The sequence below is a fragment of the Duganella sp. Root198D2 genome (assembly GCF_001428585.1).
Taxonomy (GTDB): domain Bacteria; phylum Pseudomonadota; class Gammaproteobacteria; order Burkholderiales; family Burkholderiaceae_D; genus Rugamonas.
Genome location: NZ_LMIC01000009.1, coordinates 55,944 through 68,428, shown reverse-complemented (window position 1 = coordinate 68,428; position 12,485 = coordinate 55,944). Strand labels below are relative to the sequence as shown.

Annotated in this window: 12 protein-coding genes; 10 read left to right on the top strand and 2 right to left on the bottom strand. The window is 61.8% G+C overall.

From position 1 onward, the window contains the following. Positions 1–23 precede the first annotated feature (23 nt). The 3 genes from ASE26_RS10750 to ASE26_RS10740 are packed head-to-tail and all read left to right on the top strand — an operon-like array spanning position 24 to position 4,306. Entirely contained in the window at positions 24–1,118 is a 1,095-nt protein-coding gene (locus ASE26_RS10750) for a porin (protein WP_057246205.1), read from the top strand. Between the two features lie 24 nt (positions 1,119–1,142). Then, complete coding sequence (locus tag ASE26_RS10745) at positions 1,143–2,984, top strand: ATP-binding protein (RefSeq protein WP_082591333.1); 1,842 nt, start codon at positions 1,143–1,145, stop codon at positions 2,982–2,984. After that, the gene (locus ASE26_RS10740; RefSeq protein ID WP_057246200.1) at positions 2,981–4,306 is read left to right on the top strand and encodes a sigma-54 dependent transcriptional regulator; all 1,326 of its coding nucleotides are present in this window, start codon (positions 2,981–2,983) and stop codon (positions 4,304–4,306) included. The genes ASE26_RS10745 and ASE26_RS10740 overlap by 4 nt, the downstream gene beginning before the upstream one ends. A 1-nt stretch (position 4,307) precedes the next feature. On the opposite strand, the gene ASE26_RS10735 is transcribed toward ASE26_RS10740, so the two are convergent. Then, positions 4,308–4,829: an FKBP-type peptidyl-prolyl cis-trans isomerase gene (locus ASE26_RS10735; protein WP_055933808.1), complete on the bottom strand. Its 522-nt coding sequence runs from the start codon at positions 4,827–4,829 to the stop codon at positions 4,308–4,310. A 33-nt stretch (positions 4,830–4,862) separates the two neighbouring features. Between ASE26_RS10735 and thpR the strand changes: the two genes are divergently transcribed. Further along, a complete protein-coding gene (gene thpR, locus ASE26_RS10730) occupies positions 4,863–5,396 on the top strand; it encodes an RNA 2',3'-cyclic phosphodiesterase (protein ID WP_057246198.1) in 534 nt (177 codons plus the stop codon). A gap of 29 nt (positions 5,397–5,425) precedes the next feature. On the opposite strand, the gene tcdA is transcribed toward thpR, so the two are convergent. After that, entirely contained in the window at positions 5,426–6,259 is an 834-nt protein-coding gene (gene tcdA, locus ASE26_RS10725; RefSeq protein ID WP_057246197.1) for a tRNA cyclic N6-threonylcarbamoyladenosine(37) synthase TcdA, read from the bottom strand. Positions 6,260–6,322: 63 nt separating this feature from the next. On the opposite strand from tcdA, the gene pdxH reads away from it, so the two are divergent. The 6 genes from pdxH to ASE26_RS10695 all read left to right on the top strand — a co-directional run bounded on the left by pdxH (position 6,323) and on the right by ASE26_RS10695 (position 12,440). Next, complete coding sequence (gene pdxH, locus ASE26_RS10720) at positions 6,323–7,507, top strand: pyridoxamine 5'-phosphate oxidase (RefSeq protein WP_057246195.1); 1,185 nt, start codon at positions 6,323–6,325, stop codon at positions 7,505–7,507. Between the two features lie 30 nt (positions 7,508–7,537). Next, positions 7,538–8,746 carry a cyclopropane-fatty-acyl-phospholipid synthase family protein gene (locus ASE26_RS10715; protein WP_055933816.1) on the top strand — a complete coding sequence of 403 codons (1,209 nt, stop codon included), beginning with the start codon at positions 7,538–7,540 and terminating at the stop codon, positions 8,744–8,746. After that, complete coding sequence (locus ASE26_RS10710) at positions 8,733–9,164, top strand: GFA family protein (protein ID WP_057246193.1); 432 nt, start codon at positions 8,733–8,735, stop codon at positions 9,162–9,164. The genes ASE26_RS10715 and ASE26_RS10710 overlap by 14 nt, the downstream gene beginning before the upstream one ends. Before the next feature lie 103 nt (positions 9,165–9,267). After that, entirely contained in the window at positions 9,268–11,484 is a 2,217-nt protein-coding gene (gene katG / locus ASE26_RS10705) for a catalase/peroxidase HPI (RefSeq protein ID WP_057246191.1), read from the top strand. A gap of 43 nt (positions 11,485–11,527) precedes the next feature. Further along, on the top strand, positions 11,528–11,917 hold the full coding sequence (locus ASE26_RS10700; protein ID WP_200960805.1) for a cupin domain-containing protein: 390 nt from the start codon (positions 11,528–11,530) through the stop codon (positions 11,915–11,917). Further along, a complete protein-coding gene (locus ASE26_RS10695; RefSeq protein ID WP_055933822.1) occupies positions 11,898–12,440 on the top strand; it encodes a GNAT family N-acetyltransferase in 543 nt (180 codons plus the stop codon). The genes ASE26_RS10700 and ASE26_RS10695 overlap by 20 nt, the downstream gene beginning before the upstream one ends. Positions 12,441–12,485: the final 45 nt, after the last annotated feature.

Here is a 12,485-nt window from a genome sequence, read left to right as displayed (position 1 = left end):
CAACGACCTCAGGAGAAACCTCAATGAAATACACTGCCACCACCTTGCTGGCCCTGGCCTGCTGCAGCGCGCACGCGCAATCTTCGGTAAAAATCTATGGCGTAGCCGATGCGGGCATCGTACTCGAACGCGGCGCCCCCGGCGGCAGCACCACCAATGTGAGCAGCGGCATCGCATCCGGCTCGCGCATTGGCTTCAAGGGCACGGAAGAGCTGGGCAACGGCCTGTCGGCCGGTTTCGTCGTCGAGAGCGGCTTTGCGATGGACACCGGCGCTTCCGGCCAGGGCGGCCTGACCTTCGGCCGCCAGTCCTTTGTCTCGTTTGGCAGCCCGCTGGGCTCCATCAGCGCCGGCCGCCAGTACTCGCCTTACTACAAGGCCCTGCGCGACATCGCCGATCCTTTCTCCGACGGCCTGGCGGGTCAGGCTCCCAACCTGATGGTCCCTAACCGGCGCATGGACAATTCGCTGTACTACGCTTCGCCGAAACTGGCGGGCTTCTCGACCGACCTGGCTTACAGTGCGGGCGAAGTGGCAGGCGACAGTACCCGCAAACGCGCGCTGAGCGGCGCGATGAATTACGACCAAGGCCCATTGGCGCTGTCGGTATCCCACTTCCGCCGCGAGGACGCCAGCGTCGGCCTGCACGCGCACAACACCCTGCTGGCGGCGCGCTACAAGCTGGGCGACTACCAGCTGCACGCCGGCTACGCCTTCAACCGCGGCATGGGTACCGTCGGCGGCGGCGGCAGCAGCACGCTGGGCAACGGCGCGACCAGCAACGGCGGCACCGTGACCAGTGCGACCAGCGTCATCACCAGCGGCACGGTCGGCGTGCCGGGTGCCTCCAGCCGCGACGTGGTGCTGGGCCTGTGCGCCACCTTCGGACCGCACAGCTTCGCCGGCTCGGTAGTGCAGCACATGGATCGCAGCGCGGCGAACCAGGATGCGCGCCAGTATGGCATCGCTTACCTGTACTCCCTGTCCAAGCGCACCGACCTGTACGCCGCTTATGCCCGTATCAATGGCCGGAATGGGGCGCCTTTCACGGTCGGCAACGCGACCGACGACGGCAAGGGCAACCGCGCTTTCAACCTGGGGTTACGCCACCAACTGTAACGAGGTTTGCTATAGTTGGCTGTTATGCCAGTTCAGCCAGACAACACCGTAAGCTACCAGGCGCAGGCGCGCCCGACCCAACACGTCCGTACTTTGTGGGGGCTGGTGCTGCTGGCTGGCCTCGCCCTGCCCTACCTGGCTTACTGGTGGGCCGACAGCGCAACCACCGAGCGCCTGCGTGAAGCGGGCGCGCAAAGGCTGGAGGTCTATGCCACCAGCCTGGAGAACCTGCTGGACAAGTACGACCTGGTGCCGCGCATGCTGGAGCTGGACAAGGACGTCGTGCGCCTGCTGGAAAATCCCGGCGACGAAGATGCGCGCAACAGCGTAAATGAATACCTGGAAGGCTTGAACAAGAAGGCCGAGTCCAGCAACATCTACATCGTCAACCTGCAGGGCCGCACCCAGGCTGCCAGCAACTGGCGCCAGAAGGACAGCTTCATCGGCGACGACGTCAACTTCCGGCCGTATATCCGCAATGCGCTGCGCGGCCGCCCCGGCGGTTTCTATGGAGTCGGGACTACCAGCCTGGAACCGGGATACTTCTATGCGCACGGCATTTACAAGGACGGCCGCATGCTGGGCGTGGCGGCAATCAAGGTCAGCATCGAGAACCAGCAGCGCAGCTGGACTCAAGGCAGCGACAAGGTGGCGCTGGTGGATCCCAATGGCGTGATCTTCCTCAGTTCGGATCCGGAATGGAAATTCAAGGCCCTGAAACCGCTCTCGCCCAGCGTGCGCGCGGAACTGGAGCAGACCCGCCAATACTTCGCGCAGGAATTGCCCGCGCTGACACTGAAGTACGATGAAGCACTGGCCAACGGCAACCGCCTGCTGGTAATCCGCGACAGTAATGCCGCCGGTGCTGCGACCACGCCGCTGATGCTGGCACAGACCCGCTCGCTGACGCCGCGCGACTGGACTTTCATTTACCTGTCCGACCTGAACGCGGCGCGCGGCAATGCCAGCGTTGCCTTCCTGTTTGCACTGCTGGCGTATGGCTTCCTGGTGCTGCTGTTCCTGTACTGGCGCCAGCGCTTGCGCGCCAAGGAGGAGCTGGAGCGCATGGTCGACGAGCGCACCGCCAGCCTGGCGCGCATGACGCAGGACCTGAGCAAGGAAGTCGAAGTGCGGCGCCAGGCCGAGCAGCAATTGCAGATCACGCAAAATGAGCTGTTCCAGGCGGGCAAACTGGCCGTGCTGGGACAGATGTCAGCCAGCATCACGCACGAATTGAACCAGCCGCTGACGGCGCTGCGTACCATGTCCGACAACGCCGTCCTGCTGTTCGAGCGCGGCCGCATGGACGATGTGCGCAACAACCTGAAGACCATTTCGCAGGTGGTGGCGCGCATGGGTACCATCACCGGCAAGCTGAAAAGCTTCGCCCGCAAATCGAATGCGGAGCTGGGGCCGGTGTCGATCCACACCTCGATCTCGAACGCCCTGGTGCTGGTGGAGCGCCGCATCCAGCTTGACAAGGTAACCTTCCAGTTGCGCATCGACCAGGCCGATACTTACGCACTGTGCGACAGCAACCGCCTGGAGCAGGTGCTGCTCAACCTGATGACCAATGCGCTCGACTCGATGGCCGGTAGCGCCGTGCGCGAACTGGTGCTGGAAGTTAGCAGCCAGCCAGGCCGCGTTCTGATCCGCGTGGCCGACAGCGGCCCCGGCCTCAGTGACGAAGCGCGCGAGCGGCTGTTCGAGCCCTTCTATACCTCCAAGCCGCAAGGCGAAGGCCTTGGACTGGGGCTGGCAATTTCAGAACAAATCATCCGCGATTTCGGCGGAAGCTTAAGAGCGGAACAGGCCAGTGCCGGCGCCTGCTTCGCGATCGAATTAAAATCGGCGCAGGAGACATGATGGACAATATACAAGTGCTGCTGGTCGAAGACGACCCGACCGTGCGCGCCGGCAGTGCGCAGGCGCTGGAGCTGGCCGATTTCACCGTTAGCAGCTATGAAAGTGCCGAGCCGGTCACCAGGCTGCTGCAGCCGAACAGCGCGGTGGTACTGGTGAGCGACGTGCGCCTGCCCGGCATGAGCGGCCTGGAATTGCTGGAAACGGCACGCGCCATCGATCCCGAACTGCCGGTGATCCTGGTGACCGGCCACGGCGATATTTCGATGGCGGTGCAGGCGATGCACGACGGTGCCTACGATTTCCTGGAAAAGCCCTACTCCTCTGAGCAGTTGGCCGACGTGGTACGGCGCGCCGCCGACAAGCGCCGCCTGCAACTGGAAGTGCGGGCCCTGCGCCAGAAGCTGGAGCATAGCGAAGGTATCGAAGCCTGCATGCTGGGCAATACGCCCGCCATCCGGGCCTTGCGCCAGGTGATCCTGGACGTGGCCGGGCAGCCGGCCGACGTGCTGATCTACGGCGAAACCGGTACCGGCAAAGAACTGGTGGCACGCTGCCTGCACCAGTTCAGCGGGCGCGGCAAACACCACTACGTGCCGGTCAATTGCGGCGCCATTCCGGAATCCATTTTCGAGAGCGAACTGTTCGGCCACGAGCAAGGCGCCTTCACCGGCGCGGCCAAGCGCCAGGTCGGCAAGATCGAACACGCCGACCAGGGCACGCTGTTCCTGGATGAGATCGAAAGCCTGCCGCTGGCCATGCAGGTCAAGCTGTTGCGTGTGCTGCAGGAGCGCTCGGTCCAGCGCCTGGGCTCGAACGCCCCGGTGCCGCTGGACATTCGCGTGATTGCCGCTTCCAAGGAAGACCTGAAGGAATTTTCCGACCAGGGCAAGTTCCGCAGCGACCTGTATTACCGCCTGAACCTGATCGTGCTGCACATTCCGCCGCTGCGCGAGCGCCGCGAAGATATCCCGCTGCTGTTCGAGCATTTCATGATGGATGCCGCAGCGCGCTACAAGCGCCCCTGCCCGGTGGTGCCGGCGGCGCAGATGCAGCAGTTGATGGCGCAGGACTGGCCCGGCAATGTGCGCGAGTTGCGCAATGCGGCCGACCGCTTTGTGCTCGGCCTGTCGTCCTCAGCGGAAAGTACGGCGCCGGCCTCGCTGGCAGACCAGGTCGGCGCTTTCGAACGCATGCTGATCGAGCAGGCGCTGCGCGCGGCCGGCGGCAACGTCGCCACCGCCTGTACCGCGCTGAGCCTGCCGAAGCAGACCTTGTACCACAAGATGCAGAAGTACGGCCTGGCGGCCGACGACTACCGCTGACTTACTTGACGTCCATCAGTTCGACGTCGAAGATCAGCGCCGAGTTAGCAGGAATGTTCGGCATGGAGCGCGAGCCGTAAGCCAGTTCCGACGGAATGATCAGGGTGCGCTTGCCACCCACCTTCATGCCGACGATGCCCTGGTCCCAGCCTTTGATCACTTTGCCGGTGCCCAGCTTGAAGTCCAGCGGTTCGCCGCGGGGGATCGAGCTGTCGAACTGGCGGCCGCGCTGGTTCTTGGCCAGTGGGCGGTACAGCCAGCCGGTGTAGTGCATGAAGACGGTATTACCCACATTGGCTTCTGCGCCTTTGCCGATCTTGTGGTCGGTAATGATCAGTTGCTCGGCGGCTGGACCAGGCTGGGCCGAGCCCGGCACGACCGGGGCTGGCTGGGCCGACGCTGCAGCTTCAGCTTGCGCCGCTGGAGCGGCTGGCTGCACCTGGGCAGGTTCTTGGGTAGGCTGCTGTGCCTGCGCCAGGCTGGCGGCGCACAGGAATGCGAACAGGATCGAAGTGCGTTTCATGTATATTCGTTAAGTGGTTTTAAAGCGGCTGCCATGATAACAAAACAAGCTGGGCACAAACTGTTTTTTGCGCTCTGGCCGGACGACGCGGTTCGCCAGGCCCTGGTGCGGCTGCAAACACCAGTGCGCGGGCGGCTGATCCCGCCGGAGAAACTGCATCTTACGATGGCGTTTCTCGGGCAGCAACCGGCCGAGGCCTTGCCCGTTTTGCTCGGTATCCTGCATGCAACGCATGTCCCGCCCTTGCAGTTGACGCTGGATTGTTATGGCTACTTCAAGCGGCCGCATATTGCGTGGGCGGGGATGGGCACGGCGCCCGGAGGCCTGCTGGCGGCGCAGGCGGAACTGATGTCGCGGCTCGCGGCGGCGGGCTTCAGCGCTGCAACGCATGGGGAATTCAAGCCGCATGTCACGCTGGCGCGAGAGGCGAAGGAAGCGCCAGCCGAGTTCGGCGCGGTGCCGGTAGTGTGGAACGTGGAAGGATTGGCGCTGGTTGAGTCGATGCCGGATGGGCGTTACGTGCCGGTCACTAAAACCGGTAAACCAGTGTCAGACACAAGTGCCTGACACTGACACGCGGCCGCCGCAGGCAAGTGTCAGGCGGTTTCAGCCTGCTCAGCCAGCTTCCGCAGCAAATGTCCCGCCGCCACCATCCCAAACGTCGCAGTCACCACCATCGCCGATCCAAACCCCGCGCAATTAATACCCGTCAGCCCCGGCTTCGCCGCCTTCTCATCGCCATCAACGGTGCACACCTCCCCCGTCTCCGGAAACTTCAAAGGCTCCATCGAAAACACCGCATCCACCCCCAACTTGTTCTTCGAATTGGGCGGATAGTTGTACTGGCTGCGCAAACGCCGCCGCACCTTCTTCAGCAACGGCTCCTGCTCAGTCTTCGACAGATCGCGCACCTCGATACGCGTCGGATCAGTCTGCCCACCCGCACTGCCGATCACGATCAGCGGAATCTGCTTGCTGCGGCAATAGTGGATCAAGGCCGTCTTCGATTGCGCCGAATCGATCGCATCCACCACATAGTCGAAGTGATGCGCGCCCACCATTTCATCCAGGTTGTCCGGCGTAATGAAATCCTCCACCTGCACTACTTCGCAGAAAGGATTGATCTGGGCAATGCGCTCGGCCAGTGCCGTAATCTTCGCCATGCCGACAGTACCGGACAGCGCCTGGATCTGGCGATTGATATTCGACTCGGCCACGTTATCGAGGTCGATCAAGGTCAGCTTGCCAATTGCCGAGCGCGCCAGCGCCTCCACAATCCACGAACCGACACCGCCCACGCCAATCACGCAGACATGTGCCCCACGGAAACGTGCGAGGGCTTTTTCGCCGTATAGGCGGGCAATGCCGCCAAAACGGCGGTCAAAATCGATATCTTCCAGAACTGGATCAACAATTTGCGGGGAATTCATCCCGTCATTTTACCGGACCCGGGCTACAATGTTTTCTCTTGCCAAGTACACCAGACCCGCACCATGAGTAATTCCTTGATCGATACCGCTCCCGGCTATGACCAGCCGATCGCCGTCCTGAAGCACTGCCACGACAAGATCCGCAAGCAATTGCAAACCTTGCAAAACCTCTTGAGCCACCTGCCCCAGCACGGCGCCGACGCCGCGGCCCAGCAGGCAGCGCAGGCCGTGCAAAAGTACTTCAACAAGGCCGCGCACCTGCATCACGCCGACGAGGAAAACGACCTGTTCCCCCTGCTGACCGCAGCGGCGCAAGGTGACGATTCGACCCTGCTGGCCAAGCTCGGCCCGCAGATCCTCGCACAGCACAAGCAGATGGATCTCGACTGGGATATACTCAATTCGCAACTTGATAAGATTGCCAACGGTTCCAGCGCGGCCTTGAATGCCGCCGATGTAGAGCGCTTCGTGCAAGCCTATACCTCGCATATGGAAACCGAAGAGGCGCACATCGCGCCCATGGCCAAACGGATACTCAGTCCCGCCCAGATGTCGATCCTGGGTGAAGCCATGCAGCAGCGCCGCGGCATCCTGCCGGCGGCCATCGCCGGCGGAATCGCCCTGGCGGACCTGCGCATGGATTATGGCCGCGCCAGCCTGTCGGAAACCGACACCCTGGCCGACCCGATTGCGCAGTTTGCCAAGTGGTTCAATGAAGCCATGAAGGCGCAGGTGAACGAGCCCAACGCGATGAGCGTGGCCACGGTCGGCAGTAATGGCCGCCCGAGTTCGCGCATCGTGCTGATCAAGCAGTACGACGAGCGCGGCTTCACCTGGTACACCAACTACCAGAGCCAGAAAGGCCGGCAACTTGCGGAGAATGCGCACGCGGCAATCCTGTTCTTCTGGCCCGAACTCGAGCGCCAGGTAAGGATCGAGGGCCGCGTCGAGAAAACCTCTGCCGAAGAGAGCGACAAGTATTTCTACAGCCGCCCGGTGAAGAGCCAGTTGGCGGCCATCGCTTCGCAGCAAAGCCGGCCGATCGGCAGCCGCGAAGCAATGGAAGAGAGTTATGCCGCTGTGGAGGCGGCCAGCGGCGCGCAGCCGCAACGGCCCGAGCACTGGGGCGGTTATCGCCTGGTGCCGGACCGCGTAGAGTTCTGGCAAGGGCGCGCCTCGCGTTTCCACGACAGGATAGTCTATGACTTGCAGGACGGTAGCTGGCATAAGGAACGCATCCAGCCCTGACCCGTCCTCACTCAGGGAAGGGGCAGGCGCATGTTTGTACAAAACCGCATCAATAGCTGGATCAGCAGCATTGCGCCGCAAGTTGCCCTGCCCCTGAGGATAGAGCTGTGGAATGGCCGCAGCTTCGACTTCTCGCAAGAAGCGCCGCGCGTGACAATCCGCGTTCCCAGCCCGTCCGCGGCGCGCTACCTGCTCAAGCCCTCGCTCGCAAGCCTGGGCACCGCCTATGTCGAAGGCGCAATTGAAGTGACCGGGCGCGCGGTCGACATGATCAAGGTAGTCAATGCGCTGGCGCGCAGCTCCCTGAAAGACACCAGCAGCCTGGCCCGCATCACGCGCACCTTCCACCACAACCGCAAGGGTGATGCGGAGGCCGTGCGCTACCACTACGACGTATCCAACGAGTTCTACCAGCAGTTCCTGGACCCGAACATGGTGTATTCCTGCGCCTACTTCGAAAATGGCGACGAGGACCTGGCCACCGCGCAAATCAAGAAGATCGACCATATCCTGGCCAAGATCAAACTCCAGCCGGGGCAGACGCTGCTCGATATCGGCTGCGGCTGGGGAGCATTGGTGATCCGCGCGGCGCAAAAATATGGCGTGCGCTGCGTCGGTATCACGCTCAGCGAAAACCAGCATGCGCTGGCGCAGGAACGCGTTCGCGCCGCCGGCCTATCCGACCTCATTGAGATTCGCCTGCAGGATTACCGCGACGTCCGGGGCAGCTTCGACCGCATCACCAGCGTCGGCATGTTCGAGCACGTTGGCGTCAAACACCTTGTGGAATACTTCGGGATTATCAACAAGCTGCTTGCCGACGATGGCCTGGCAATGAATCACGGGATCACGTCGACCGATCCGGACAACGGCGAAACGCCTTATGGCGGCGGCGAGTTCATTGATAAGTACGTTTTCCCGCACGGCGAACTGGCCCACATCGGGCAGGTACTGCACGCCATGCAGGAAGGGCAGCTCGAAGCATATGACGTAGAAAACCTGCGCCGCCATTACGCCCGCACCTGCACCATCTGGACCGAGAATTTTGAGGACAACGAAGAGAAGGTGCGTGAGCTGGCAGGTGACAAGCGCTTCCGCATCTGGCATGTTTACCTCGCCGGCTGCGCCTATGCCTTCGACCAGGACTGGATCAGCCTTTACCAGATCGTGTGCGGCAAGGCGGGACGGCATCCATCTGCCCTTCCCTGGTCACGGAGCTACATGTATGTCCAAAGCTGAACACTTCGAAGGTGGCTGCCTTTGCGGCGCCATTCGCTACCGCGCAACGGCACAACCGCTGCGCGGGGTCATTTGTCATTGCGAGATATGCCGCAAGCATTCAGGCGCACCTGCGCTCGCATTCATTCACTTCGCAAAGGCATCCTTTAGTTGGCTGCGCGTGGAGCCGGCTTGGTATCGCTCCTCTTCTTTCGCGGAGCGCGGATTCTGCCCGATCTGCGGCAGCACTCTCGGCATGCGTGAAGAGGTCTTATCTGACCGGGTGCAGGTATGCGCAGGCAGCCTCGATGAGCCAGCGCGCGTCAAGATCCAGGACCACGTCTGGACCTCGTCGCAAGTCTCATGGTGTGACATCCACGACGACCTCCCGCGCTTTGCCGAGAGCAGTTCGGCTGTTCCATCCAAAGCGATGAAGTAATAGTGTTTACGCTATCGATTTCATAATTACAATCAATTAGATCAATCATAATCCTTGCCTTAGCCTAAGGTTTCCCCGACAACAACGACAAGGAGAAACCGTGATGAGCAATCGCAAACTCGCCGTGCTGGCCATGCTGGCAGGCCTGCTTCCACTAATCGAACCGCAGCTCGCCTATGCTGCCGACAAGGTAGCCGGCGGCCAGAGTTGGTGGCCCGAGAAACTCGACCTCCAGCCGCTACGCCAGCATTCAGCCGAATCCAATCCCTACGGCGCCAACTTCAACTACGCCAAAGAATTCCAGAGCCTCGACCTGAAGGCAGTCAAGAAAGACATCAACGCCCTCCTCACCAGTTCCCAACCCTGGTGGCCGGCAGACTACGGCAACTACGGCCCCTTCTTCATCCGCATGGCCTGGCATAGCGCCGGCACCTACCGCGTGGGCGATGGCCGCGGCGGCGCAGCCAGCGGCCAGCAACGCTTTGAACCGCTGAATAGCTGGCCCGACAACGTCAGCCTCGACAAGGCGCGCCGCTTGCTGTGGCCCGTCAAGCAGAAATACGGCCGCAAGATTTCGTGGGCCGACCTGATGGTCCTGGCCGGAAACGTCGCAATGGAAAACATGGGCTTCAAGACCATTGGCTTCGCCGGTGGGCGCACCGATGCATGGCAAGCCGACACTGTGTTCTGGGGCGCCGAAAACAAGTGGCTTGGCGCCGACCGCTTCAGCGGCAAGCGTGAACTGAAAGGCGCGCTGGCCGCCACGCAAATGGGCCTGATCTATGTGAATCCTGAAGGCCCGGAAGGCAAGCCTGATCCAATCGCCGCAGCAGCCGATATCCGCCAGGCCTTCGGCCGCATGGCGATGGACGACGAAGAGATCGTCGCATTGATCGCCGGTGGCCACACCTTCGGCAAGGCACATGGCGCACACGATCCAGGGAAGTGCGTGGGCTCCGATCCTGCCGATGCAGCGATGGAGCAGCAAGGCCTGGGCTGGCAGAACAAATGCGGCAAGGGAAACGCAGAAGACTCGGTGACCAGCGGCCTGGAAGGCTCCTGGACTTCGAACCCGATCGCTTTCACCACGCAGTACCTGGACAACCTGTTCGCCTTTGACTGGGTGCAGAGCAAGAGCCCTGCCGGCGCGACGCAATGGGTGCCCGGCACGCCGGATGCGGCAACCCTGGTGCCGGACGCGCACATCGCCGGCAAGCGCCACGCGCCGATCATGTTCACCACCGACTTGTCATTGAAGGAGGATCCCGAGTTCAGGAAGATCGCCAAAAGCTTCCAGCAAGATCCGAAACTCTTTGCCGATGCCTTCGCCCGTGCATGGTTCAAGCTGACCCATCGCGACATGGGCCCAAGCGCCCGCTACATTGGCGCCGACGTGCCGAATCAGTCGTTCCTGTGGCAAGACCCGATTCCCGCGCCAGGCTATACCGCAATCAACAGCCAGGACGCGGCGCAACTGAAGCAGAAAATCCTGGCGTCCGGCCTTAGTAATCAGGAACTGGTGAAGACCGCCTGGGCCGCCGCTGCCAGCTACCGTGGCAGCGACAAGCGCGGCGGCATCAACGGCGCCCGCATCCGTCTCGCACCGCAGAAGGATTGGGCGGTGAACGAACCGGAGCAACTGGCCAAGGTGCTGGCAAAGCTCGAATCCATCCAGGCCGACTTCAACAAGGGCCAGAAAGGCGGCAAGAAAGTCTCGCTGGCCGACCTGATTGTCCTCGGTGGCAACGGTGCTATCGAGAAGGCTGCAAAGGCCGGTGGCCATGCCGTGCAAGTGCCTTTCAGGCCGGGTCGCGCCGATGTGACGCAGGCTCAAACTGACGTGAAGTCGTTTGCCGTGCTGGAATCGAAAGCCGATGGCTTCCGTAACTACTACGACAGCGAAAGCAAGCTGTCGCCTGCCGAAGCGCTGGTCGAAAAGGCCAACCTGCTCAGCCTGACCGTGCCTGAAATGACGGTGCTGGTCGGCGGCCTGCGCGCCCTCGATGCCAACTACGGCCACTCGGCCAACGGCGTGTTGACCAGCAAGCCGGGCACGTTGAGCAACGATTTCTTCGTCAACCTGCTGACCATGGACACCAAGTGGAACAAGGCTCCCGGTATGGAAGGCTTGTACGAGGGCCGCGACCGTTCCAGCGGAGACCTCAAATGGAAAGCGACACCGGTCGACCTGGTATTCGGTTCGAACTCTGAACTGCGCGCCGTAGCCGAAGTCTATGCCGCCAACGATAGTCGTGATAAATTCGTCAAGGACTTCGTGGCCGCCTGGAACAAGGTCATGAACCTGGACCGCTTCGACTAAGAACTGGGGCCCTGCGGGGCCCCTTCCTCCATCAGGAGACCCTGTGCTCGAAAAGAAAAACCTTACCAGCATCCTCAGCCAGCTTACCCACCTGCCCAACCGCACGCCGGAAATGGCTTTCGACGGCGCGGCCGACCAGGCTTTCGCCGAGGTTGCGCCGTTCCGCGAAGGCGGCATTTCAGTTGGCTATTACTCCGGCAGCAGCGAATGGGAGCGCCATCCCGTGGGCGACGAGATCGTGATGGCGCTGGAAGGCCGCACCACCGTCATTGTGCTGGTGGAGGGCGAACAGCAGCGCATCCAATTGAATGCCGGCGAACTGCTGGTGGTCCCGCAGAACCACTGGCATCGCTTTGAAAACTCGGATCACCTTAAAATCCTTGGCGTGACCCCGCAACCTTCAGACCACAGCCTTGAACTCCCCGACGCCTGATTCGCAAGACGTTCACATCCTCCCGCTGCCAGTTGCGCATGCCGCGCAATATCGCGAGCTGATGCTGCACGCCTTCAAGCACGAGCCGGACGCGTTCACCTCCACGCACGCCGAACGCGCCGCCTTACCGTTCTCGTGGTGGGAACAGCGCATCGACGATCCGCAGCAGAACAGCATTGTGTTTGGCGCCATCGCTGGCGGAAAGCTGGTGGGCACCGTCGGGTTGGAATTTTCGGTACGGGCCAAGACCAGCCACAAGGCCCATTTGATTGCCATGTACACGCTGCCGGAGTGGCGCGGAATAGGCATCGGCGGCAAATTGCTTGGGGCAGCCCTCGCCTATGCACGACGCAGGCCAGGAGTCGAAGTTGTCACGCTGACGGTCACCGAAAGCAACCGCCCCGCGATTACCATCTACGAAGCCGCCGGGTTCTGCAGCTTCGGGCTTGAACCGATGGCGATACGTACCAGCGATGGCTACAAAGCCAAGAACCATATGTGGTTACACCTGATGGCTCCGTAACCTTCAAGCTGGAATTTTTGCTGGCCGAAAATCTTCAAATTCCCA